The sequence below is a fragment of the Streptomyces griseiscabiei genome (genome assembly GCF_020010925.1).
Taxonomy (GTDB): Bacteria; Actinomycetota; Actinomycetes; order Streptomycetales; family Streptomycetaceae; genus Streptomyces; species Streptomyces griseiscabiei.
Genome location: NZ_JAGJBZ010000003.1, coordinates 680,099 through 704,449, shown reverse-complemented (window position 1 = coordinate 704,449; position 24,351 = coordinate 680,099). Strand labels below are relative to the sequence as shown.

The 24,351-nt window shown below is 68.1% G+C and carries 18 protein-coding genes and 2 rRNA genes; 5 read left to right on the top strand and 15 right to left on the bottom strand.

Going from position 1 to position 24,351, the window contains the following annotated elements; all coding sequences use genetic code 11:
- Positions 1–103: 103 nt before the first annotated feature.
- On the top strand, positions 104–2,644 hold the full coding sequence (locus J8M51_RS36945) for a hypothetical protein (protein WP_086759935.1): 2,541 nt from the start codon (positions 104–106) through the stop codon (positions 2,642–2,644).
- A complete protein-coding gene (locus J8M51_RS36940; protein WP_086759933.1) occupies positions 2,644–3,507 on the top strand; it encodes an immunity 49 family protein in 864 nt (287 codons plus the stop codon). Before J8M51_RS36945 ends, J8M51_RS36940 begins: the two co-directional genes overlap by 1 nt.
- 72 nt (positions 3,508–3,579) lie before the next feature.
- On the opposite strand, the gene J8M51_RS36935 is transcribed toward J8M51_RS36940, so the two are convergent.
- From J8M51_RS36935 to J8M51_RS36915, 5 genes are all read right to left on the bottom strand, one after another.
- Entirely contained in the window at positions 3,580–5,346 is a 1,767-nt protein-coding gene (locus J8M51_RS36935) for a bifunctional uroporphyrinogen-III C-methyltransferase/uroporphyrinogen-III synthase (RefSeq protein WP_086759930.1), read from the bottom strand.
- Entirely contained in the window at positions 5,343–6,311 is a 969-nt protein-coding gene (hemC, locus tag J8M51_RS36930; RefSeq protein ID WP_086759928.1) for a hydroxymethylbilane synthase, read from the bottom strand. Before hemC ends, J8M51_RS36935 begins: the two co-directional genes overlap by 4 nt.
- A complete protein-coding gene (locus tag J8M51_RS36925) occupies positions 6,308–8,185 on the bottom strand; it encodes a glutamyl-tRNA reductase (protein WP_267299814.1) in 1,878 nt (625 codons plus the stop codon). The genes hemC and J8M51_RS36925 overlap by 4 nt, the downstream gene beginning before the upstream one ends.
- A complete protein-coding gene (locus J8M51_RS36920) occupies positions 8,182–8,937 on the bottom strand; it encodes a redox-sensing transcriptional repressor Rex (RefSeq protein ID WP_086756011.1) in 756 nt (251 codons plus the stop codon). The genes J8M51_RS36925 and J8M51_RS36920 overlap by 4 nt, the downstream gene beginning before the upstream one ends.
- Positions 8,938–9,271: 334 nt before the next feature.
- Positions 9,272–9,553, bottom strand: coding sequence for a glutaredoxin family protein (locus J8M51_RS36915; RefSeq protein ID WP_086756013.1), 282 nt, complete (start codon positions 9,551–9,553; stop codon positions 9,272–9,274).
- A gap of 197 nt (positions 9,554–9,750) precedes the next feature.
- Between J8M51_RS36915 and J8M51_RS36910 the strand changes: the two genes are divergently transcribed.
- The 3 genes from J8M51_RS36910 to J8M51_RS36900 all read left to right on the top strand — a co-directional run bounded on the left by J8M51_RS36910 (position 9,751) and on the right by J8M51_RS36900 (position 13,378).
- Positions 9,751–10,686 (top strand): HAD family hydrolase, encoded by a 936-nt coding sequence (locus tag J8M51_RS36910; protein WP_086756015.1) that lies wholly within the window; start codon positions 9,751–9,753, stop codon positions 10,684–10,686.
- A 390-nt stretch (positions 10,687–11,076) separates the two neighbouring features.
- Entirely contained in the window at positions 11,077–11,853 is a 777-nt protein-coding gene (locus J8M51_RS36905; RefSeq protein WP_086756017.1) for an ECF subfamily RNA polymerase sigma factor, BldN family, read from the top strand.
- Between the two features lie 286 nt (positions 11,854–12,139).
- Entirely contained in the window at positions 12,140–13,378 is a 1,239-nt protein-coding gene (locus J8M51_RS36900; protein WP_267299813.1) for a DUF5667 domain-containing protein, read from the top strand.
- 70 nt (positions 13,379–13,448) lie between these two features.
- On the opposite strand, the gene J8M51_RS36895 is transcribed toward J8M51_RS36900, so the two are convergent.
- The 10 genes from J8M51_RS36895 to J8M51_RS36850 all read right to left on the bottom strand — a co-directional run bounded on the left by J8M51_RS36895 (position 13,449) and on the right by J8M51_RS36850 (position 24,082).
- Complete coding sequence (locus J8M51_RS36895) at positions 13,449–14,519, bottom strand: lysophospholipid acyltransferase family protein (protein ID WP_086764106.1); 1,071 nt, start codon at positions 14,517–14,519, stop codon at positions 13,449–13,451.
- A gap of 24 nt (positions 14,520–14,543) precedes the next feature.
- Positions 14,544–15,611 (bottom strand): NAD-dependent epimerase/dehydratase family protein, encoded by a 1,068-nt coding sequence (locus J8M51_RS36890; protein WP_086764108.1) that lies wholly within the window; start codon positions 15,609–15,611, stop codon positions 14,544–14,546.
- A 330-nt stretch (positions 15,612–15,941) separates the two neighbouring features.
- Positions 15,942–16,040 (bottom strand): 30S ribosomal protein bS22, encoded by a 99-nt coding sequence (locus J8M51_RS36885; protein ID WP_003948845.1) that lies wholly within the window; start codon positions 16,038–16,040, stop codon positions 15,942–15,944.
- A gap of 166 nt (positions 16,041–16,206) precedes the next feature.
- Positions 16,207–16,419 carry a helix-turn-helix domain-containing protein gene (locus J8M51_RS36880; RefSeq protein ID WP_179203525.1) on the bottom strand — a complete coding sequence of 71 codons (213 nt, stop codon included), beginning with the start codon at positions 16,417–16,419 and terminating at the stop codon, positions 16,207–16,209.
- A gap of 129 nt (positions 16,420–16,548) precedes the next feature.
- Complete coding sequence (locus J8M51_RS36875) at positions 16,549–17,364, bottom strand: phosphatase (RefSeq protein ID WP_216591551.1); 816 nt, start codon at positions 17,362–17,364, stop codon at positions 16,549–16,551.
- 235 nt (positions 17,365–17,599) lie between these two features.
- Entirely contained in the window at positions 17,600–18,775 is a 1,176-nt protein-coding gene (locus J8M51_RS36870) for an acetoin utilization protein AcuC (protein WP_216591550.1), read from the bottom strand.
- On the bottom strand, positions 18,726–19,955 hold the full coding sequence (locus tag J8M51_RS36865) for an MFS transporter (protein WP_216591549.1): 1,230 nt from the start codon (positions 19,953–19,955) through the stop codon (positions 18,726–18,728). Before J8M51_RS36865 ends, J8M51_RS36870 begins: the two co-directional genes overlap by 50 nt.
- A 77-nt stretch (positions 19,956–20,032) precedes the next feature.
- Positions 20,033–20,677 (bottom strand): HAD family hydrolase, encoded by a 645-nt coding sequence (locus J8M51_RS36860; RefSeq protein WP_267299812.1) that lies wholly within the window; start codon positions 20,675–20,677, stop codon positions 20,033–20,035.
- Positions 20,678–20,749: 72 nt separating this feature from the next.
- Positions 20,750–20,866 (bottom strand): 5S ribosomal RNA (rrf, locus tag J8M51_RS36855).
- 92 nt (positions 20,867–20,958) lie between these two features.
- A 23S ribosomal RNA gene (locus J8M51_RS36850) occupies positions 20,959–24,082 on the bottom strand.
- Positions 24,083–24,351 lie beyond the last annotated feature (269 nt).

Below are 24,351 nucleotides of genomic sequence, written 5' to 3'. Positions count from 1 at the left end.
TGGCCAGAAGTGCATGGGATCGCGATCGCAATTTTGGTACAAATGATCGACTGGGTGTTTCGGTCGAGGGACCGTATCTGCGAGGGCGTCCACGGGGGTAGACGTGAGCGAGGACAGGCCTGTTGTCTCGGCCGAGATACCGGAGTTCACCGGGAATCTGGAGCAACTGGAGACGGACGCGGGGGACATCGCGTTCGACGGGATGGCGGTCGGCGCGGCGGGTCTGCTGATCGACGCCAACTTCCGGCTGCTGGAACCGTTCTACAAGGCCCCCGAGGCCGACCAGCTCTTCGCGACCACCGCACCCGTCGCGGCGGCCGGCCACGATCTGCAGACCGAGCTGGCCACGGTCTCGAAGGCGCTGCTCGACTACGCGGCCGAGGTGCGGCCCCTGGTCGGCCGGCTCGACTCGCTGCGCGCGGAGGCGGCGGCGTTCGAACGGCGCGTCGCGGACGACGAGGACTGGGTCGCCGACGGCGACCTCATCGAGGAGAACACCGCCCGCCGCAACGCGGTCAACGCCGCCTGGACCGCGTTCCAGGCCGCCGAACGGGCCTGCCACAACAAGATCGTCGCACTCGTCGGCGGCGAGGCGCTGGTCGTCGGTGACGGCTCGAACAAAGAGAACATGTACGGCTACCGGGGCGAGGACCTGAACAACGCCGGCGGTCTGCCGTGGGGCGACCCGGTCGAGGAGTCCAACCCCTGGTACTACATCCACGAACACGTCTGGGACTTCACCGTCGGCTTCGTCGTCGACGGCGTGTGGGGCACGATCAAGGGCCTCGGCACCCTCGCCGGCTTCAACGGCTGGGACGCCGCCGGCCAGGCCTGGGTGGGCCTCGGCAAACTCGCCACCGGCATCCTCATCACGGCAACGCCGCTGGGCGCCGCGTACTGGCTCACTCCCGCCGACAGACTCCCCTCCTGGCTGCGCGACTCCCGCACGGCCGTCGTCGAGACCGGCAAGGCGCTCATCGCCTACGACGAATGGGGCAAGAACCCCTCACGAGCCGCCGGGGCGGTCACCTTCAACGTCCTCACCACCATCTTCACCGGCGGCGCCGGAGGAGCGGCCGCGGGCGCCGGCAAGGCCGGTGCGATCGCGAAGGCCATCTCCTTCGCGGGCAAAGCAGGCCGGATCGTCGACCCGATGACCTACCTCGCCAAAGGCATCGGCGGCACCGCCGTCAAGATCGGCGACGTCATGGCCGGACTGCGGGGGATCACCGACGGCACCCACATCCGCCTCGGCGAGGGCACCTACCAAATAGCCGACGCCCCCAACCTGACGGACGACCTCCCCGCCGGCCTCACCCCCGACAACTCCGTCCGCATGACCACCCCCGAGGGCGAGATCGTCTACCTCGACACCAAGACCCTCCTCATGCACAACGCCGACGGCACCGTCCGGGAGTCACTGGACGACATCCGGCACGAGGCAACGGCACAGCAGCGGGCCGACGAGACCGGTGCACCCAGGGCTACGGGTGAGCGAGAGCTCGTGGGGGCCGGGGCCGGGACGCGGGTGGGGGACACCGCGGCCGTAGGAGGCCGTGGAGGGGACAATGTCACGGCGGGCGGTGACCGGGGCGGTGACGGCCTGCCGCCTCGGTCGAGTGACGCGGGCGGGTCCGGCTGGCTCGACGATCTGGGACGGTCCGGCGACGGGGCCGGTGGACTCGGTGACGAAGCGACGGCGGGTGGCCGGGCGGACGAAGGAGCCGACGGCGGGGGCGAGCTGAATTCGGGGCGTTCCGACAAGCCGGACGCGCGCGCCATCATGCAACGGCATGTGGATCTCGCCAACAACGATCCGCGCTGGTTCAAGGACCATTACCGGTCCAACGGTTACCGCAGGTCAGCCTCCGCGGAGGTGTTCGGGCAGCGTCTGCCCATTCTGGTCCGGGATCCCGCCGATCCCACCAAGTGGATTTCCAAGAGCGATCTGCCACCCGCGATCCAAGCGAGGTACGTGGACCCGAATCCGCACGGGCCGGGGGTCCGAAAGAGCGTCGACAGCAGTGTGCTGAATCGCCTCGACGAATGGGCGACGTCACGTCGAGACGCCATCGTGGCCGACAAGGCGGCGGAGAAGTCACTGACCGCTGCCGAGAAGGAGTACCTGAAGCACCGAACCGCCGAGGCGGAGGCGGCGATGGACGCAGCGGAGGCCAAGCACTCTCCGCTGCATGGCGCCATGCTCAAGCAGAGCGAACTCTTCGGTGAGCGGGTGGCGGAGCACCACGCCGTACCGGAACGCTATCCGGGGGCGAAGCGGGTCGACGACGGGGCGTTCGGGAACAACAGGTTCGACCAGATCTACGAGAAACCCGGTGGCGGTTATGTCGTCGTCGAGGCCAAGGGGTCTCTCAAGGCGGGGACCGGCGAGCGTACGAGTCATCTCGGGAATCGCGTCGAGCAGGGCACAAGGGAATACTTCGAGACGATCCTGAAGGAAATGGACAAGCGGTCCGCCAAGGCCAACGACAGTGCCGAGGCAGAATTGGCGAGCAAACTCCGTAAGGCGTTCGTCAGGGGGAACGTGGACTACGTTCTGATCAAGGCGGACGCCACTCAGGGTGGCAAATATGCTGGCTACGAGATGGAGCAGTTCAACATCGGCAAGCCCAGGAGCCAGTGATGATCACCCGTGTGCCACGCGCCGATACACCTCCGTCCGGAGATCCGACCGCCTTCGTCAAGGCGTCCGACCGGCGTCTGCTCGACGACATCGCCGACCTCTCGGAGTATCCCGAGGGCTTCGGCCTGACGTTCAGCAGCGCCCTGAGCACGGCGGAACTGCACTGTCTCCACGACCCCACCGCCGACAGGTCCGAGACCTGGGAGGCCTGGGTGACCGCGACGCAGGTCGGCTCGGCCCTGTTCGCGGCGGCCGTCACGACGGAGGAGTCCGTGGAGTGCCGGATCGCCCACGAGCCGCGCGTGCTGCCGGCCATCGGCGCGCAGCACTTCACCGACGCCGGAAACTGGATCACCGCGTTCTGGCTGGCGATCGTCTGCCGTGACCAGGACCGCATGACCGGGCTCTGCGAGGTGCCGGTCGAGCTGCTTCGGGCGTCGGGCGCGGTGTACGACGAGTACGTCTACGACTGGGTCGACGCGCTGCAGACGTACTGGACGGAACGCCCCGGTCTCGGCGACAAGTTCACCGCCGCCTTCCAGGGCACCGACCCGGATCGACTCAGGGTCGCCGACCGCGAGCTGATGCTGAAGATCCTCTATCCGCCGCTCGACCTGTTCCTGCAGTTCCTCAAGCGGGACACGGCACAGTTCAACACGGTGCTCCTCCAGGCGCTCCGCCTGCACAAGGAGTACTGGAACGCAAACGAGGACCGGCGGGACTCCATCAGCGGAACCGTCGCCCTCGGACCGCTCGCCGTCACCTGCCTCGCCCATGACGTGGGTATGGCGATCGAGGTCGAGTCCGAGTACCTGCCCAAGAACCTGCTGGAGCGGTCCTGGGTGGGCGAGTTCGAGACCTGAGTTCTCGTTGTTCCTGCCGCACAGGCCGGGGGAGCGGCGGCCCACAGCGCCACCGCTCCCCCGAAGACCGCCTCAGGTCGTCGACCGCCGCCGACGCGCCCCCGGCCGCCGCTCGCTGGGCCGAGTGACGGGATCCCCCGCCTCCACGGCCGCCGCGCGCCGCCGCAGGCCGAACTCCGCCAGCGCCTCCGCCAGCTTGTGCACGGACGGCTCGGGAGCCATCACGTCCACGCGCAGCCCGTGCTCCTCCGCCGTCTTGGCGGTGGCCGGCCCGATACAGGCGATGACCGTCACGTTGTGCGGCTTCCCGGCGATGCCCACCAGGTTCCGCACGGTGGAGGAGGAGGTGAAGAGAACGGCGTCGAAGCCACCGCCCTTGATCGCCTCCCGGGTCTCGGCCGGCGGCGGCGAGGCCCGCACGGTCCGGTAGGCGGTGACGTCGTCGACCTCCCACCCGAGCTCGATCAGCCCGGCGACCAGCGTCTCCGTGGCGATGTCGGCCCGCGGCAGGAACACCCGGTCGATCGGGTCGAAGACCGGGTCGTACGGCGGCCAGTCGTCCAGCAGCCCGGCGGCCGACTGCTCGCCGCTCGGCACCAGGTCCGGCTTCACACCGAACGCGATCAGCGCCTTGGCCGTCTGCTCGCCCACCGCCGCGACCTTGATCCCCGCGAAGGCACGGGCATCGAGGCCGTACTCCTCGAACTTCTCCCGGACCGCCTTGACCGCGTTCACCGAGGTGAAGGCGATCCACTCGTAGCGGCCCGTCACGAGCCCCTTGACCGCCCGCTCCATCTGCTGCGGCGTCCGCGGCGGCTCGACCGCGATCGTCGGCACCTCGTGCGGTACGGCCCCGTACGAGCGCAGTTGGTCGGAGAGCGAGGCCGCCTGTTCCTTCGTGCGCGGCACGAGGACGCGCCACCCGAAGAGCGGCTTGTTCTCGAACCACGACAGCTGATCGCGCTGGGCCGCGGCGGAACGCTCACCGACCACGGCTATCACCGGCCGGCCGCCCTCCGGCGAGGGCAGCACCTTGGCCTGCTTGAAGGTCTGGGCGATCGTGCCGAGCGTCGCGCTCCAGGTCCGCTGCCGGGTCGTCGTACCGGCGACGGTCACGGTCATGGGGGTGTCCGGCTTCCGGCCCGCGGCGACCAGCTCACCCGCCGCCGCGGCCACGGTCTCCAGCGTCGCCGAGACCACGACGGTCCCGTCGGACGCCCCGACCTCCGCCCAGCACCGGTCGGAGGCCGTGCGCGCGTCGACGAACCGTACGTCCGCGCCCTGCGCGTCCCGCAGCGGCACACCGGCGTACGCGGGCACACCCACGGCGGCCGCCACACCGGGCACCACCTCGAAGGGCACACCGGCGGCGGCGCACGCCAGCATCTCCTCGGTGGCGTAGGTGTCCAGGCCAGGGTCCCCGGACACCGCACGCACGACCCGCTTGCCGCCCCTCGCGGCCTCCATGACAAGATGTGCCGCATCCCGCACAGCGGGTGCACCAACGGTTGTTGACGCGCCGTCAACAACCGTCAGCTGAGGCGTGCCTGTGCCCGAAAACGTATCCGCTGAAGTAGCCGCGGAAGAGGCAGAGGCAGTGGGTGAGGACGCCGCGGTCAGTGCCGACGGCGGCGGGCTCGAATCGGTGTCCAGTAGGGCGACGCCGGCGCGGGCGTGCGTACGCACCACGTCGAGCACATCGTGCTCGGCGATGAGAACGTCCGCGTGCGCCAGTGCCTCGACGGCGCGCAGTGTCAGCAGTCCCGGATCCCCGGGTCCGGCACCGAGGAAGGTGACGTGACCGTGGTCCGGACCGGCGGGAAGGGTGGTGGGGCTCAATGTGCTCGCTCCCCCATCAGACCGGCCGCGCCCTTAGCGAGCATCTCGGCGGCGAGTTCACGGCCGAGCGCCATTGCTTGGTCGTACGTCTCGGGCACGGGACCGGTGGTGGACAGCTGCACCAGCGTCGAGCCGTCGATCGTGCCGACGACGCCGCGCAGGCGCATCTCCTTGACAATCTGCCCGTCGGCCAGAAGGTCGGCGAACGCACCCACAGGTGCGCTGCAACCGGCCTCCAGGGCGGCGAGCAGGGACCGCTCGGCGGTCACGGCGGCCCGAGTGTACGGGTCGTCGAGCCCGGCGAGCGAGGCGATCAACGCAGCGTTGTCCGCGGCGCATTCGATCGCCAGTGCCCCCTGGCCGGGGGCGGGCAAAACGGTGTCGACCGAGAGGAAGTCGGTCACTTCATCACTGCGTCCGATCCGGTTCAGTCCGGCGGCGGCCAGGACGACGGCGTCCAGCTCACCCTTCCGCACGTATCCGATCCGGGTGTCCACGTTCCCCCGGATCGGCACCGTCTCGATCGTGAGCCCGTGGCCGCGCGCGTACGCGTTCAGCTGGGACATCCGCCGCGGCGAACCGGTGCCGACGCGGGCGCCCTCGGGCAGCCGCTCGAAGGTCAGTCCGTCCCGGGCGACCAGGACGTCCCGCGCGTCCTCGCGCACCGGCACGGCGGCCAGCGCCAGCTCGTCCGGCTGCGCGGTCGGCAGGTCCTTCAGCGAGTGCACGGCGAAGTCGACCTCGCCGCGCAGCAGCGCCTCGCGCAGCGCGGCGACGAACACGCCCGTGCCGCCGATCTGCGCCAGCTGCTCGCGGGAGACATCGCCGTACGTCGTGATCTCCACGAGTTCCACGGGCCGTCCGGTCAGCCGACGGACCTGCTCCGCCACCTGCCCGGACTGGGCCATGGCGAGTCTGCTCCGCCTGGTCCCGAGCCTCAGGGCCCTGTCTTGCGGGTCACTCATGATCGCCCTCGGTTCTCGGCGTTCGTCTTCTCGAAGTTCTCGAGGTCTTCGAGGTTCTCGAGGTTCTCGAAGTTCTGGAAGGTCCGCTCGCGGTCCTCGGCCCGGGACACGGCGGCGACCGTCTCCTGGTCCAGGTCGAACAGGGTCCGCAGCGCGTCCGCGTATCCGGCGCCGCCGGGCTCGGCCGCGAGCTGCTTGACCCGTACGGTCGGCGCGTGCAGCAGCTTGTCGACGACGCGCCGCACGGTCTGGGTGATCTCGCCGCGGTGCCTGTCGTCGAGGCCCGGCAGCCGGCCCTCCAGGCGGGCGATCTCGCTCGCGACGACGTCGGCGGCCATGGCGCGCAGCGCCACGACGGTGGGGGTGATGTGCGCGGCACGCTGAGCGGCGCCGAAGGCCGCCACCTCGTCCGAAACGATCCTCCGCACCATGTCGACGTCGGCGGCCATGGGCGCGTCGGCGGAGATCTCGGCGAGCGACTCGATGTCGACCAGCCGCACCCCGGCCAGCCGGTGCGCGGCGGCGTCGATGTCCCGGGGCATCGCCAGGTCGAGCAGCGCGAGCACGGGCGCGGGCCGGGGCACCTCGATGACGGGCTCGGGCCGGCGCAGATCGGTGATCCGTCCGGTGACGGCCACGGTCGCGACGAGCGCGGCGATCAGCTCGGCATCGGCGGCGACCATGCCCACGGCCGTACGCGCGGTCTCCCGCTCCGGCGCGCGCGAAGCCTCGCGCAACCCCTCACGCTCCGGCGTCCGACGGCTTGTGCGCCGGTCCACGGTCGCGTTGTCGACCCAGGCGGCGTGCTGCTCCAGCGTGGCCGCGTCCATCCCGGCGACCGCCGCCTCCCCGAGCACGGAGAAGCCACCGCCCTGGACGGCGGGCAGGTCGAGCGGGCAGTCGTCGTCGCTGCCGAGGGAGGCGGGCGGCAGGACCGGCCGTACGTCCGTACGCGCCTCGGCCTCCGCCGCGAGGGCCGTGGAAACCGCGGGGAACGCGCCCCCGGGCACCCGCCCCTCGACCGCCGCCGCGACCGTCTCGGCGGTCAGGACCAGGCCCGTGGCGCCCGTGCAGGAGACGGCGAGATCGGCACGTGTCAGCTCGGCTGGCACCGAATGCATCGGTACCGCGCGGGCCAGCACGTCCGTTTCGCCCTGCTCCGTCAGGCGCTGTCCGTACTGCTCTTCGAGCAGGTGGGCCAGCCGCTCGGCCCGGTCGGGCGTCCGGTTGGCGATCACGATCTCGGCGACGCCCGCGCGCGCGAGGGTCGCGGCGGCCAGCGAGGACATCGACCCGGCGCCGATCACGACGGCCCGCTTGCCCCGGGCCCACTCCGCCACGTCCGCCCCGGCGGTGAACTGCTCCAGACCGAAGGTCACCAGCGACTGCCCGGCCCGGTCGATGCCGGTCTCGGAGTGCGCCCGCTTGCCGACCCTGAGGCCCTGCTGGAACAGGTCGTTCAGCAGCCGCCCCGCGGTGTGCAGCTCCTGGGCGCGGGCCAGCGCGTCCTTGATCTGCCCGAGGATCTGCCCCTCGCCGACGACCATCGAGTCGAGCCCGCAGGCCACCGAGAACAGATGGTGGACGGCGCGGTCCTCGTAGTGCACGTACAGATAGGGAGTGATCTCGTCGAGCCCCACCCCGCTGTGCCGGGCGAGCAGCGTGGACAGCTCGGCGACGCCCGCGTGGAACTTGTCCACGTCCGCGTACAGCTCGATGCGGTTGCAGGTGGCGAGGACGGCGGCCTCGGCGGCCGGCTCGGCGGCGACCGTGTCCTGAAGCAACTTGATCTGCGCGTCCAGGGAGAGCGCGGCCCGCTCCAGCACACTCACCGGTGCGCTGCGGTGGCTCAGTCCGACGACCAGAAGACTCATGCCGGCATCACGGCGGGGACATCCCCGTCGGGCCCTTTCCCGGACTCCTTGGGAGCCGGCGCCACGGGACCGGTCTCGCCCGCGGCCTCCTCGACGGCCTTGCGCTGCTCGTGGAAGGCGAGGATCTGCAGCTCGATGGAGAGGTCGACCTTCCGTACGTCGACCCCGTCCGGCACGGTCAGGACGGTCGGCGCGAAGTTCAGGATCGAGGTGACCCCGGCGGCGACCAGCCGGTCGCACACGGGCTGGGCGGCACCGGCGGGGGTGGCGATCACCCCGATGGACACGCCGTTCTCCTCGATGATCTTCTCCAGCTCGTCCGAGTGCTGGACCGGAATACCCGCGACCGGCTTCCCCGCCATCGCCGGATCGGCGTCTATCAACGCGGCCACCCGGAATCCACGGGAGGCGAATCCACCGTAATTGGCCAGCGCGGCGCCGAGATTACCGATACCGACGATCACGACCGGCCAGTCCTGCGTCAGGCCCAGCTCACGCGAGATCTGGTAGACGAGATACTCGACGTCGTAGCCCACACCGCGCGTTCCGTACGAGCCCAGGTAAGAGAAATCCTTGCGCAGCTTCGCGGAGTTGACCCCCGCGGCGGCCGCCAGTTCCTCGGATGAAACGGTGGGGACCGAACGCTCGGACAGCGCGGTCAGGGCACGGAGGTACAGCGGAAGCCTGGCGACGGTGGCCTCGGGAATCCCTCGGCTACGGGTCGCCGGTCGGTGAGTTCGGCCAGTTGCCACGGTGCTCCTGCGGGTAGAGCGGGGCTGCGGGCGGTCATGCGTCCCCAGACCGCCCCGTCGACAGCAGGCTATGTCTTTGTGAACGCGTGCACAAAGATGGTGTCCGATTTGCCCGGCCAACGTGACCGGGGTCACGCACATACGACGCACCTGTACGGAACCGGCACACACGTACCGTCGTACCGCATCGGACGCCTTGCACAACGGGGGCAAAACCGCACACTCTCCTCACGAATCCCGCCCCCGAGACCAACCAGCCCATCGATCCTAAGCGACTTTTGGGACCACTTGGACTGGTCGGTCAGGTCACAACTCGGGTCACCGCGGCCCACCGCTACGAGAGGGCTTTGCGAAGGCGCTCCTCGTTCACCCTCCAGAAGGTGTGCTGCGCCCCGTCCACCAGCACCACGGGAATCTGCTCCCAGTACTGCCGGTGCAGTTCGGCGTCCTCGGTGATGTCCTTCTTCTCCCAGGGAACGCCCAGCTCACCGCAGACCTTCCCGATCACCGCCTCCGCGTCGTCGCACAGATGACATCCGGGTTTTCCGATCAGTGTGACGAGCCGCTCACCGGAATTCTTCGGCGTCCGCCGGAACATGGCACTCATGCCGGCCATTGTCGCTCCGCACGGGATCTCCACACCCCTTCCTCACCATGAAGCTCACAACCTGCCCTTTTCCCCACCGGTTCCCCCTTCTGCCGCACCCGGACACGCCGTCCGCACGACGTCTTTAACGACACGGTCGCGGAGAGTTCACAGCCCGCAAACCTCTCGACTCCGGAACCACCGAACAGACTGGCTATGCTCACGACATGGCCGCTCTCGGATGGCTCACTCCCCGTAGGCGCTCCGCCACGGCGCGGAGCGTTTTGGCAGGCGAAGCCTCTGCGGAGGCAGCGCGCAAGTCCTCCCAGGAGTTGGAGGACATCTCCCCCGCACCCGACGCCGTCCAGGAACCGGAATTCCCGGTCCTCGGCGACGACAGGGCCGCCGCGTTCTTCGACCTCGACAACACCGTCATGCAGGGCGCCTCGCTCTTCCACTTCGGGAGGGGCCTGTACAAACGGAAGTTCTTCGAGACCCGCGACCTCGCCCGATTCGCCTGGCAGCAGGCCTGGTTCAGGCTGGCGGGCTCCGAGGACCCCGAACACATGCAGGACGCCCAGAACTCCGCGCTCTCCATCGTCCAGGGCCACCGCGTGGCCGAACTGACGATCATCGGCGAGGAGATCTACGACGAGTACATGGCCGAGCGCATCTGGCCGGGCACCCGCGCCCTGGCCCAGGCCCACCTCGACGCCGGCCAGAAGGTCTGGCTGGTCACAGCGGCGCCCGTGGAGATCGCCCAGGTGATCGCCCGCCGCCTCGGCCTGACCGGCGCCCTCGGCACGGTCGCCGAGTCGGTCGACGGCGTCTACACCGGCAAGCTGGTCGGCGAACCGCTGCACGGCCCCGCGAAGGCCGAGGCCGTCCGCGCCCTGGCCGCCGCCGAGGCCCTCGACCTCTCGCGCTGCGCCGCGTACAGCGACTCCCACAACGACATCCCGATGCTGTCGCTCGTGGGCCATCCGTACGCCATCAACCCCGACAGCAAACTCCGCAGGCACGCCCGCGAGATGGACTGGCGGCTGCGCGACTACCGCACCGCCCGCAAGGCCGCCAAGGTCGGCCTGCCCGCCGCGGCGGGCGTGGGCGCGGTGGCCGGCGGCACCGCCGCCGCGATCGCTCTGCACCGCCGCCGCCGCTGAACGACTGAACGGCCGATCGTTTCTCGAACGCCGGAGGGGCTGGGTTCTCCCAGCCCCTCCGGCGTTCGCGCGTCCGGGCCCGTCACCGGGCATTCCAGCCGTCCTACCCCCACTCCACCCCCCTCAGTCACGCCCTCCGCACCCGACCACAACACGCCCTGCACCCAGGCGGAACACGAACCGAATCGATCAATAACCGATCACGGCACGGCACTTGAGCGGCCTCCAATACGTAACAGAAGCGACGTAATCGATGATTTGAGCAACTGGGTGTAGCAGTGCCTGCACGAAGCGTTATTCTCCTCAAACGCAAACCGGTACCCCTCCGTCGCTACGACGGGTGAAAGGTTCCGCACTGCACGTGATGGAAGCTCTGCCTCTGGGAGTCCCGTGTACCCACACGTCGGGGTTGACGCCTCGGGCCTGGCTACGCTGCGCGCGACAGTCAACCAACTGTTGCGCGGCTTCGTCCCCACCGCGTACGCCGTCCCCGCCCTCGCCACCTCCGCCGCGCCCGTCGGCCCGTGCTACGCACTGGCCGACGGTGGCGCGGCGGTGGGCAGACGAGGCCGTTCGGGATCCACCGCCACGACCACCCGCCGTCCCGCCGCGGACAGCGACAGCGCCCGCATGATGGACCTCGTCGAACGCGCCCAGTCCGGCGAGGCCGACGCCTTCGGCCGCCTGTACGACCAGTACAGCGACACCGTCTACCGCTACATCTACTACCGGGTCGGCGGCAAGGCGACCGCCGAGGACCTCACCAGCGAGACGTTCCTGCGCGCCCTGCGCCGCATCGGCACGTTCACCTGGCAGGGCCGTGACTTCGGCGCCTGGCTGGTCACGATCGCCCGCAATCTGGTGGCCGACCACTTCAAGTCCAGCCGTTTCCGGCTGGAGGTCACCACCGGCGAGATGCTCGACGCCAACGAGGTCGAGCGCTCCCCCGAGGACTCCGTCCTGGAGTCCCTCTCCAACGCCGCCCTCCTGGAGGCCGTACGCCGCCTCAACCCCCAGCAGCAGGAGTGCGTCACCCTCCGCTTCCTCCAGGGCCTCTCCGTCGCCGAGACCGCCCGTGTCATGGGTAAGAACGAGGGCGCGATCAAGACCCTCCAGTACCGCGCGGTCCGCACCCTCGCCCGCCTCCTCCCGGACGACGCCCGCTGAGCACCGCCGACCGGAACACCCGCAGCTGAGCCACCGGCCCGCCGAGCGCACCGCTCACGCACGCTCCGCGACGCCCAACTCACCCTCCGTCGAAGTCCGTTGACTTCCTCGTCCGATCATCCGCCGTCCGTAACCCAAGTGCCGCGCCACTCGTTGTGCGGGATACAGGCTCCCTGTGGTCGCGCCTGGCCGACACCGATCACTCGATCGTGTGGCTCGGTCGGGGACGTGCAACCCTCAGGACCCCCTGGGGAGTCGACCGTCATGACGAGAGGAGGTGCCGCCAGTGATCGCGAACGTATCGGCGCACCGGCGGGCGAACGCCTTCGCCCAGGCCCTGGAGGAGCTGTCCGACCGGGGCACGGCGGCCGAGCAGCCCGAGGGATCGGCACCGGCCCCGGCAGCGGAACAGACCGAGCGGGGCCGCATGTTGGCCCTCACGACCGGTCTCGACGAGCTGCCCAAGCCAGTGCTCGACCCCGAGGTCAAGGTCGTCCATCGCGCCCAGTTGGTGGCCGCGATGGAGGCCATGCTGCGGGACGGCACACTGCCGGGGCGCGAGGCGTCGGACCCTTCGGTGCCCGAGCAGCGATCCGGCAAGGGGCGAGGCGCTCACCGGGCGAGCCCACTGGGCAAGTTGCGACCGCGGTCCCGTCTGACGAAGGGTCTCGCCGCCGGCGGGCTCAGCGTCGGTGTGGCCGCGAGCGCGTTCGGCGGGGTGGCCGCGGCCAGCTCGGACGCCCTGCCCGGTGACTCGCTCTACGGCCTCAAGCGCGGCATCGAGGACGTGAAGCTCACCCTGGCCGACGACAGCGACGACCGGGGCCGGCTCTATCTGGACCAGGCGTCCACCCGCCTCGGCGAGGCCCGCCGCCTCATGGAGCGCGGCCGGGGCGGACAGCTGGACCACGAGTCCCTCGGCGAGATCCGCCGCGCCCTCAGTGGGATGCGGCACGACGCCTCCGAGGGCCACCGGCTGCTCCACGAGGCCTTCGAGCGAGATCCGGAGTCCCTCGGCCCCATCCAGGCCCTCTCCGCCTTCTCCCGGTCCCACCGCGAGGCATGGGGCGCGCTCCGCGACCGGCTCCCCGTACAGCTCGGGGACGTGAGTCAGCAGGTCTCGTCGGTCTTCGACGCCATAGACCACGAGGTCGCCCCGCACTCCTCGCTCCTGCCGCAGCCCCCCGCCCCGGGCGGCGACGGCAAGCAGCGCTCCACGGGCTCCGGCACCCCCGGCACCACGGACCCCGGCCGCCGCCCGGCCCCGAGCGCCACCGGCGGCTCCACGGCCGGCGGCCAGGACACCACCGGCAAGCCCAAGCCGTCCACGTCGAACTCGCAGAGCGGCGCCGAAGGGCTCGTCGGCGGCACCACCGGCGGCCTCCTCGACCCGCCTCAGGACGACACCGGCAGTTCCTCCCCGCCCTCCGACAAGTCGACCCCGCCCCAGGAACCCGACGTCACCCTCCCGCCCCTCCTCCCGGGCCTCCTCCCCGGACTGGGCATCGACGGCGACGACAACTAGCCGGACACGACGGTGGGGGCGCCCTTCAGCAAGAAGGGCGCCCCCACCGTCGTACCGCGATCCGGGACGCTCAGAAGAACACCGAGCGCCGCTGCACCAGCAGCTTGTACAGCGTGTGCTGGATCTGCTCCCGTACCTGGTCGGTCAGGTTGAACATCAGCATCGGGTCCTCGGCCGCCTCCGGCGGATAGCCGTCCGTCGGGATCGGCTCACCGAACTGGATCGTCCACTTCGTCGGCAGCGGCACCGCGCCCAGCGGGCCGAGCAACGGGAACGTCGGCGTGATCGGGAAGTACGGGAAACCGAGCAGCCGGGCCAGCGTCTTGGAGTTGCCGATCATCGGATAGATCTCCTCCGCGCCCACGATCGAGCACGGAATGATCGGCGTACCGGCCCGCAGCGCGGTGGAGACGAAACCGCCCCGCCCGAACCGCTGCAACTTGTAGCGGTCCCCGAACGGCTTGCCGAGCCCCTTGAAGCCCTCCGGCATGACCCCGACCAGCTCGCCCTGCTGCAGCAGCCGTGAGGCGTCCTCCGCGCACGCGAGGGTGTGGCCGAGCTTGCGGGCCAGCTCGTTGACCACCGGCAGCATGAACACCAGGTCCGCCGCGAGCAGCCGCAGATGCCGCCCGGTGGGGTGGTTGTCATGCACGGCGACCTGCATCATCAGGCCGTCCATCGGCAGCGTCCCCGAGTGGTTGGCGACGATCAGCGCGCCACCGTCCGTCGGGATGTTCTCGATGCCCTTCACCTCGACCCGGAAGTACTTCTCGTACACCGGCCGCAGCAGGGACATCAGCACCTGGTCGGTGAGCTCGGCGTCGTAGCCGAAGTCGTCGACCTCGTAGTCTCCGGTGAGCCGCTTGCGCAGAAACGCCAGACCGCCCGCGATCCGGCGCTCCAGGGCGCCGCCGTCCTGTGCCTCGGCGGCCTCCTGAGGCGGCTCCGGCTTCTCCTGTGTCACAGGGACATCATCCGTGCTGGTCGGCACTCCGGGGAGGGCCTGGACCTCACCGGCTTCCCGGACGACCCCGTTCTCGCCCTTGCGCCGGCTTCCCGGAGTCCGGCGGCGCGGCGGGCGCTGCGCGGCGCCCCCGCGGGTCCGGTCGTCGTCGAACGGAATGACCTTGGCGTCCGCCATCGTCGATGCGCTCCTCGGTTAACGCTAGTTGGCGCTCTGCGTCGGGGGGTGGCCGGCGCCCGGCGTGGGCACGGGCAGGGCGGCGATCCGGTCGATGGCCCCGGCGAGGGCCTCCGGGGGCAGCAGTCCGGGTCCCCTGCTGCGCGCGAAGTCCGCGAACGTCTCCGCGGTCGTGTAACGGGCGCGGTAGCCCAGCGTCTCGCGCATCTGGTTCGTCGACACGACCCGCCCGTGGGTCAGCAGCCGCAGCTGCTCCGGCGAGAAGTCGCTGACGCCGAGCGTGCGGACCATGGAGCCGACCCAGTTGACCGCCGGCATCAGCAGCGGCACGGTCGGCCGGCCGAGGCGCCGCGCGCACTGCGAGAGCAGCAGGACGCCGTCGCCCGCGATGTTGAACGTGCCGCTGTTGAGCGTGCCCCGCTCCGGATCGTGCGAGGCGATCCGCAGCACCTCGATCACATCGTCCTCGTGCACGAACTGCAGCCGCGGGTCGTAGCCCAGCACGGTCGGCAGCACCGGCAGCGAGAAGTACGACGCGAGCGGCGAATCGGCGCTCGGCCCGAGGATGTTCGCGAACCGCAGCACGCAGACGGCCACATCGGGCCGCCGCCGGGCGAAGCCGCGGACGTACCCCTCGACCTCGACGGTGTCCTTGGCGAAGCCGCCGCTGGGCAGCGACTTGGGCGGGGTGGTCTCGGTGAACACGGCCGGGTCGCGGGGCGCGGACCCGTAGACGTTGGTGCTGGACTTGACCACCAGACGTTTGATCAAGGGTGACTTCTGACAGGCACCGAGCAGCTGCATGGTGCCGATGACATTGGTCTCCTTGAGCGTGGCCCGGCCGCCGCTGCCCAGCGGAGTGCCCGTGACGTCCATGTGCACCACGGTGTCCACGGTGTACTCGGCCAGCAGTCGGGCTATGGCGGGCTGCCGGATGTCGGCCTGGACGAAGTCCGCACCGCCCAGATGGTGCCCGGGCGGCACCGCGTCCACCGCGATGACCCGGTCGACCTGCGGGTCACGCTGGATCCGCCGCACGAAGCGGCCTCCCAGCTGACGGGCCACACCGGTGACGAGCACGACCTTCCCCAAGATCAGCGCCTTCCTTCCCGACGTCCGCTCATATAGGCGTAACTCTGCTCGTACTCTGCCGCGTTCCCCGTGTTCCCCGTGTGCGGCCACGTTAGCGGTTGGATGTTGCGCTGTGGTGACCGCGACCCCGTGAATGACGGCGAATGCATGCGACTGCGGTCACTGCGGCGGCCACCGCGGGCGACCGGCGAAAACACCGCGACCCCCCACCGTATTCGGTGAGGGGTCGCAGAACGCGCTCTCAACAGCGCTCGCGCAAGAAAGCAAGGCGTACGACCCCCTTACGCGAGGGGGGCCGGCCATGACCCCGCAATTCGGGGCCGGGCCGCCTTACTTCTTGTTGCGACGCTGAACGCGGGTGCGCTTGAGCAGCTTGCGGTGCTTCTTCTTAGCCATCCGCTTGCGCCGCTTCTTGATAACAGAGCCCACGACTACCCTCGCTCACTTCTCATCACTCGGCGTTTGGGCGCCATGGGCCCATACGACCTACGAGGGGCTAGCCTACCCGTCCGAGCGCTGAGGTCGTAATCGAGGGGGAGCGGGGGTATCCCGGAAGCCCGCAGGGCCTCCGGGAGCCCCTCGATCCCGGTGGCCGTCAGGCCGTCTCCACCCCCACATAACTCTCGCGGAGGTACTCGTGTACCGCTTGCTCCGGCACCCGGAAGGACCTGCCCACCCGGATCGCCGGCAGATGACCGCTGTGCACCAAGCGGTACACGGTCATCTTCGACACTCGCATCACCGCGGCGACTTCCGCCACGGTCAGGAACGCGACCTCGTTCAGAGGCCTCTCGCCAGCAGCAGCCATGACACACCTGAACCTTCCGCACTCGACGGCCACCGGCTTCCCCTTCCGGTGACTCTTCGTCGTTGCGTGCTCACTCCCCAATGTAGGGGCGGGTGATGCGAGTGGGGAAGAGGGGATGCCATCGGCGCCCTACTGTGACAGACACGCCCGATTGAGTACGTAGCGGGTCAGCGGTCGGTAGTAATCAGACCGCACACCGTCATCAAGTGGAACGACGACGGACACCCGCCCCTCCGCCTCCCCCACGAAGAGCGCGGGATCGTCCGTATCGGCGAGCCCGATGGCCTCGAACCCCAGCTGACCTGCCCCGCAGACCCAGCCATGGTCTCCCACCACGAGTTCCGGGAGCGGCCCGCCGGCCTCCGCGGCGGCCGCCAGAACCGTCCGAACCGGCAGCGGTGAATGCGTGTGCACGCCGGTCGCACAACCGGAGTGAAGAGAGGTCGCCTCGCGGACGAGAGCGACACCCCGTACGTAGTCAAGGTTGTACGTGCGTAGACCGAACCGGGTCGTTATGTCGACACGTCTACCCGTCGCAGGGGTGAGAACCTCACACCCCGCCGACGACAAAGCGTCCGCCAACGCGCCGTAGAAGCCGATCAGCCGGTGCGGATGCCCGGTCCCGAGGAGCACCCGGCCACCACGGTGAGCGACGGCCCCGACCCGTTCCGCGAACCGGTCCAGGGCCCGCATCGTCAGCTCCGGATCAATCACATCCTGCCCTGACGCGCACCGCGGATCGGCCGAAACCCCACACTTCTCCGCCATCAATCCGAGCACATCCCGCTGCCGCCAGGGCATCTCCGGATCAATCCCGATCAGAAACCGAGGGTCCCGAGCCGCGAACAACCGATAACTCCGCAGACTCGTCTCCCGGCCGGTGGCCACCCTCCCCGCCAGCCCGGAAGCCACCAGATGCTCCCGCAACACCCCACCACTCACCACCCCCCGATGCTGACGCACACCCGATCCCCCCACCGGGAAAACCCCGGCCCACCACACAGTTGGCCTAGCACCTTGTCTTTTGGGGGCGCGGGGAACTGCGCGAACGGGGTCCGGGGCAGAGCCCCGAATCTTTGACGGAAGCCGAGGACGGGGGTCGAAGGGGCACGCAGCCCCTGGAGGATGGGACGGGTAGGGACGGCGGGGGCGAGAAAACCCGGGAGAACTCCCAGGGCCCCTAGGCCAACAACCCCCGCAACGGAAACACGGCCTTACGCGCGGCGAGCACCGCCTGATCCAACCGATCCGCGGGGTCGTACCCCGCCTCCCAGTCGGCCCACCCCACCGGCCACCGCCCATCGGTCATCCGCGCCGGCGCCAACTGCCGCGTACGAGCGAACACCTGCTGCCGCCACTCCTCGGGAACCACCGCCTCCGGCGCGATCTCCCGCCCCGCCGCGATCGCCACCAGATGCGTCCACGACCGCGGCACGACCTCCACCACCGCGTACCCACCGCCACCGAGCGCGACCCACCGCCCGTCCGCGTACTCGTGCGCCAGCTCGTGCAGAGCCACCTGCACGGCCCGCTGCGCGTCCAGCGACACCGCCAGATGCGCCAGCGGATCCTCGAAGTGCGTATCGGCCCCGTGCTGGGTCACCAGCACCTGCGGCCGGAACTCGGCGAGCAGCTCCGGCACCACCGCGTGGAACGCCCGCAACCACCCCGCGTCCCCCGTCCCGGCAGGCAGGGCCACATTCACGGCCGACCCCTCCGCACCGGACGGGGCCCCCGTCTCCTCCGGCCACCCGGTCTGCGGGAACAGCGTCCGGGGATGTTCGTGCAGGGAGATCGTCAGTACCCGCGGGTCCTCCCAGAACGCCGCCTGCACCCCGTCCCCGTGATGCACGTCCACATCCACGTACGCGACCCGCTCGGCGCCCAGCTCCAGCAGCCGGGCGATGGCGATCGAAGCGTCGTTGTAGATGCAGAACCCCGAGGCACCCCCGGGCATCGCGTGGTGCAGCCCGCCCGCGAAGTTCACCGCGTGCAGCGCGTCCCCGCGCCACACGGCCTCCGCCGCGCCCACCGACTGCCCGGCGATCAGCGCGGACACCTCGTGCATCCCGGCGAAGGCCGGATCGTCCATGGTCCCCAGCCCGTACGCCGTGTCCGCCCCTCGGGGATCGGCCGACGCGGCCTTGACCGCCGCCACATAGTCCTCGCGATGCACCAGCCGCAGGGTCGACTCCCCCGCCGGCTTCGCCGAGACGACGTCCATCTCCCGGTCGAGCCCGAAGGCGGTCACCAGACTTCGGGTCAACGCCAGCCGGACCGGATCCATCGGATGGTCCGGCCCGAAGTCATAGCCCGTTACTGCCTCGTCCCACATCAGCTGTGCGCGGCCGCTCATGCCCGCCACCGTATCGGTCCGGTTGAGTCTCGAACGACCGGGCGTACACCAACGTCACCAGCACCAACACCATCGGTACGAGCATCGCCCCGCGGTAGCTCCAGAGGTCGCCCAGAGCCCCCACCAACGGAGAACCGATCAAGAAGCCGACATAGTTGAAGATGTTCAGCCGGGCGACGGCCGCGTCCGAAGCCCCCGGGAACAGCCGCCCGGCCGCCGCGAACGTCTGCGGCACCAGCACACACAGCCCGAGCCCCAGCAGCGTGAACCCGAGCATCCCCACCCAGGCCCCCGGCGCCCCGGCGACCACCGCGAACCCGACGGCCGCCACCACGGCCCCGGCCCGTACGACGGCCGCGGCCCCGAACCTCCGCACCCCGAAGTCCCCGATCGACCGCCCGATCAGCGTGGTGACCATATAGACGTTGTAGGGCACGGTCGCCAGCTGCTCACTGCTCCCGAGCACGTCCTGCAGATACTTGGCGCTCCAGTTGGAGACGGTCGAGTCCCCGATGTACGCGAAGCACATCACCAGACAGAGCGGCAGCATCATCCTGAAGGCGACGGCCCCACCGGTACCCGCGCCCGACGGGGCATCGTTCTCCGCCTTCTCCTCGACGGGCCTCGCGTCGACGTACCACCGGCTCCCCACCAGCGCGGCGGGCAACAGGACGGCCACCACCGGCAGATACGAGACGAGCAGTGACAGCTCCCAGTGCGCCCCGACCCACGCCAGCGAGGCCCCGACTATCCCGCCCAGGCTGAACACGGCGTGGAAGCCGAGCATGATGCTCCGCCCGTACGCCCGCTGCAGGCTCACCCCGAGCATGTTCATCGACGCGTCCAGCGCCCCGACCGCCAGCCCGAAGGCCGCGTTCGATATGCCGAGCACGACCAAGTCGTCACCGGCGCCCACGCCGAGCAGCGCCAGGAGCACGACGGGCTGGGAGCACCGCAGCACCAGGCTCGGCGGCACCTTCTTCACGAGGTGCTCGGTGCAGACGCTGCCGACCCCGGCGAGGATCGGCACGGCGGCGAGGAAGAGAGGCAGCAACCCGTCGGAGACTCCGTACCGGTCCTGAATGGCCGGAATCCGCGTCACGAGCAGCGCGAAGGCGACACCCTGAGCGAAGAAGCTGAACGCCAACGCGGCCCTACCGCGCCGCAGCACATCTGTCATGGCGGCACAGTAGGGGGCGCGACCTACCCATGGGTAGAGGAAGTTGAATACTGCTCAACTAAGCCGGTCGGGCAGCCTCAGCCGAGCAGGCCGAGCAGCTCCCCCATGTCCGAAAAGTACCCCCTGGCTCCGGGCAGCTTCCCGGCGGACGTCATCGCCGTGAACCCGTACACCTCCATCCCGGCGGCGAGCCCGGCCCGCACACCGAGGGGACTGTCCTCGACGACGACACACTTCTCCGGCGCGACGCCCATCCGCTCGGCCGCGTACAGGAAGAGGTCCGGCGCCGGCTTCCCCCGCCCCACATCCTGCGAGCTGAACACGAGCCCGTCCCCGAACCACCGGTCGAGCCCGGTCTTGCGATGTCCCACCCGGATCCGCTCATGGCTCCCGGACGAGGCCACGCAGTACGGCACCTCGTCCGCGACCAGCTTCTCCAGGACCGGGACCACTCCGGGCACGGGCTCCAACTCCCGCTCGAACGCGGCGAAGACGCGCTGGTGGAAGACGTCGTCGAAGTCCACGGGCAGCGCCTGGCCGGTCCGCTCCCGCACCAGCTCGTGCACCCGGTGCATGGCCGACCCCATGTAGTCCCGGATCGAGTCCTCGTACGAGGTCGGGTGCCCGAGTTCGGTGAGATACGCGGCGAGGAGCCGGTTGGAGATCGGCTCGCTGTCGACGAGGACACCGTCATTGTCGAAGATCACGAGGTCGTAGCGCATGACTCGACCCTAAACACACTCCGGAAATGCAGAAAGGCCCACACCATAAGGTGTGGGCCTTTCCCAATATTTGTTCGGCGGCGTCCTACTCTCCCACAGGGTCCCCCCTGCAGTACCATCGGCGCCGTAAGGCTTAGCTTCCGGGTTCGGAATGTAACCGGGCGTTTCCCTCACGCTATGACCACCGAAACACTATGAAACACTCAACCGCACCACCACCCGTGACCAGGGCAATGGGGTTGTTCGTGGTTTCAGAACCAACACAGTGGACGCGAGCAACTGAGGACAAGCCCTCGGCCTATTAGTACCAGTCACCTCCACCCGTTACCGGGCTTCCAGATCTGGCCTATCAACCCAGTCGTCTACTGGGAGCCTTACCCCATCAAGTGGGTGGGAATACTCATCTCGAAGCAGGCTTCCCGCTTAGATGCTTTCAGCGGTTATCCCTCCCGAACGTAGCCAACCAGCCATGCCCTTGGCAGAACAACTGGCACACCAGAGGTTCGTCCGTCCCGGTCCTCTCGTACTAGGGACAGCCCTTCTCAATATTCCTGCGCGCGCAGCGGATAGGGACCGAACTGTCTCACGACGTTCTAAACCCAGCTCGCGTACCGCTTTAATGGGCGAACAGCCCAACCCTTGGGACCGACTCCAGCCCCAGGATGCGACGAGCCGACATCGAGGTGCCAAACCATCCCGTCGATATGGACTCTTGGGGAAGATCAGCCTGTTATCCCCGGGGTACCTTTTATCCGTTGAGCGACGGCGCTTCCACAAGCCACCGCCGGATCACTAGTCCCGACTTTCGTCCCTGCTCGACCCGTCGGTCTCACAGTCAAGCTCCCTTGTGCACTTACACTCACCACCTGATTGCCAACCAGGCTGAGGGAACCTTTGGGCGCCTCCGTTACCCTTTGGGAGGCAACCGCCCCAGTTAAACTACCCATCAGACACTGTCCCCGATCCGGATCACGGACCCGGGTTAGACATCCAGCACGACCAGACTGGTATTTCAACGACGACTCCACCCGAACTGGCGTCCGAGCTTCACAGTCTCCCAGCTATCCTACACAAGCCGAACCGAACACCAATATCAAACTGTAGTAAAGGTCCCGGGGTCTTTCCGTCCTGCTGCGCGAAACGAGCATCTTTACTCGTAGTGCAATTTCACCGGGCCTATGGTTGAGACAGTCGAGAAGTCGTTACGCCATTCGTGCAGGTCGGAACTTACCCGACAAGGAATTTCGCTACCTTAGGATGGTTATAGTTACCACCGCCGTTTACTGGCGCTTAAGTTCTCAGCTTCGCCACACCGAAATGTGACTAACCGGTCCCCTTAACGTTCCAGCACCGGGCAGGCGTCAGTCCGTATACATCGCCTTACGGCTTCGCACGGACCTGTGTTTTTAGTAAACAGTCGCTTCTCGCTGGTCTCTGCGGCCACCCCCAGCTCACCGAGTAAATCGGATCACCGAGCGTGGCCCCCCTTCTCCCGAAGTTACGGGGGCATTTTGCCGAGTTCCTTAACCATAGTTCACCCGAACGCCTCGGTATTCTCTACCTGACCACCTGAGTCGGTTTAGGGTACGGGCCGCCATGAAACTCGCTAGAGGCTTTTCTCGACAGCATAGGATCATCCACTTCACCACAATCGGCTCGGCATCAGGTCTCAGCCACAAGTACGACGGATTTACCTGTCGCACGGCCTACACCCTTACCCCGGGACAACCACCGCCCGGGATGGACTACCTTCCTGCGTCACCCCATCACTCACCTACTGCAAGTCTGGTCCGTCGGCTCCACCACTCCCCTTTGCCCGAAGGCTCCGGGGCGGCTTCACGGACTTAGCATCGCCTGGTTCAGTGTTTGACGCTTCACAGCGGGTACCGGAATATCAACCGGTTATCCATCGACTACGCCTGTCGGCCTCGCCTTAGGTCCCGACTTACCCTGGGCAGATCAGCTTGACCCAGGAACCCTTGGTCAATCGGCGCAAACGTTTCTCACGTTTGTATCGCTACTCATGCCTGCATTCTCACTCGTGAACCGTCCACCACTGCCTTCCGGCGCGGCTTCACCCGGCACACGACGCTCCCCTACCCATCACGATCCCCGTTGGGGGTACATATCGCAATGACACGACTTCGGCGGTACGCTTGAGCCCCGCTACATTGTCGGCGCGGAATCACTAGACCAGTGAGCTATTACGCACTCTTTCAAGGGTGGCTGCTTCTAAGCCAACCTCCTGGTTGTCTCTGCGACTCCACATCCTTTCCCACTTAGCGTACGCTTAGGGGCCTTAGTCGATGCTCTGGGCTGTTTCCCTCTCGACCATGGAGCTTATCCCCCACAGTCTCACTGCCGCGCTCTCACTTACCGGCATTCGGAGTTTGGCTAAGGTCAGTAACCCGGTAGGGCCCATCGCCTATCCAGTGCTCTACCTCCGGCAAGAAACACACGACGCTGCACCTAAATGCATTTCGGGGAGAACCAGCTATCACGGAGTTTGATTGGCCTTTCACCCCTAACCACAGGTCATCCCCCAGGTTTTCAACCCTGGTGGGTTCGGTCCTCCACGAAGTCTTACCTCCGCTTCAACCTGCCCATGGCTAGATCACTCCGCTTCGGGTCTTGAGCGTGCTACTAAAATCGCCCTGTTCGGACTCGCTTTCGCTACGGCTACCCCACCCGGGTTAACCTCGCAACACACCGCAAACTCGCAGGCTCATTCTTCAAAAGGCACGCAGTCACGACGCACCGAGTAAACTCGATGCGCGACGCTCCCACGGCTTGTAGGCACACGGTTTCAGGTACTATTTCACTCCGCTCCCGCGGTACTTTTCACCATTCCCTCACGGTACTATCCGCTATCGGTCACCAGGGAATATTTAGGCTTAGCGGGTGGTCCCGCCAGATTCACACGGGATTTCTCGGGCCCCGTGCTACTTGGGTGTCTCTCAAACGAGCCGCTGACGTTTCGGCTACGGGGGTCTTACCCTCTACGCCGGACCTTTCGCATGTCCTTCGCCTACATCAACGGTTTCTGACTCGTCTCACAGCCGGCAGACTGTGAAAGAGAGATCCCACAACCCCGTATACGCAACCCCTGCCGGGTCTCACACGCATACGGTTTGGCCTCATCCGGTTTCGCTCGCCACTACTCCCGGAATCACGGTTGTTTTCTCTTCCTGCGGGTACTGAGATGTTTCACTTCCCCGCGTTCCCTCCACATACCCTATGTGTTCAGGTATGGGTGACAGCCCATGACGACTGCCGGGTTTCCCCATTCGGAAACCCCCGGATCAAAGCCTGGTTGACGACTCCCCGGGGACTATCGTGGCCTCCCACGTCCTTCATCGGTTCCTGGTGCCAAGGCATCCACCGTGCGCCCTTAAAAACTTGGCCACAGATGCTCGCGTCCACTGTGCAGTTCTCAAACAACGACCAACCACCCGTCACCCCACTGGAGATCCAGTGAGTACACCGGGGCCGGCACTGAAGGAAGTTCATTCCCTCAGACACCCAACAGCGTGCCCGGCCGCTCCCCGTCCGGAGATCATGTTTTCCACACTCTGACGAGCAGTACTCACAGCCTCCGGCCCGGTGAACCGGCCGAATAATCAACGTTCCACCCATGAGCTGACCACCGCAGAACGTTTGTCTGCGTAGTGGCT

What these genes read in the sequence shown, in the direction of transcription:
- J8M51_RS36860 (WP_267299812.1), bottom strand. Translation starts at nt 20,677, where the DNA reads ATGCGCTACGACCTCGTGATCTTCGACAATGACGGTGTCCTCGTCGAC.
- hemC (WP_086759928.1), bottom strand. Translation starts at nt 6,311, where the DNA reads ATGAGTGACCCGCAAGACAGGGCCCTGAGGCTCGGGACCAGGCGGAGC.
- J8M51_RS36895 (WP_086764106.1), bottom strand. Translation starts at nt 14,519, where the DNA reads ATGGCGGACGCCAAGGTCATTCCGTTCGACGACGACCGGACCCGCGGG.
- J8M51_RS36925 (WP_267299814.1), bottom strand. Translation starts at nt 8,185, where the DNA reads ATGAGTCTTCTGGTCGTCGGACTGAGCCACCGCAGCGCACCGGTGAGT.
- J8M51_RS36865 (WP_216591549.1), bottom strand. Translation starts at nt 19,955, where the DNA reads ATGACAGATGTGCTGCGGCGCGGTAGGGCCGCGTTGGCGTTCAGCTTC.
- J8M51_RS36915 (WP_086756013.1), bottom strand. Translation starts at nt 9,553, where the DNA reads ATGGCCGGCATGAGTGCCATGTTCCGGCGGACGCCGAAGAATTCCGGT.
- J8M51_RS36910 (WP_086756015.1), top strand. Translation starts at nt 9,751, where the DNA reads ATGGCCGCTCTCGGATGGCTCACTCCCCGTAGGCGCTCCGCCACGGCG.
- J8M51_RS36880 (WP_179203525.1), bottom strand. Translation starts at nt 16,419, where the DNA reads ATGGCTGCTGCTGGCGAGAGGCCTCTGAACGAGGTCGCGTTCCTGACC.
- J8M51_RS36940 (WP_086759933.1), top strand. Translation starts at nt 2,644, where the DNA reads ATGATCACCCGTGTGCCACGCGCCGATACACCTCCGTCCGGAGATCCG.
- J8M51_RS36870 (WP_216591550.1), bottom strand. Translation starts at nt 18,775, where the DNA reads ATGAGCGGCCGCGCACAGCTGATGTGGGACGAGGCAGTAACGGGCTAT.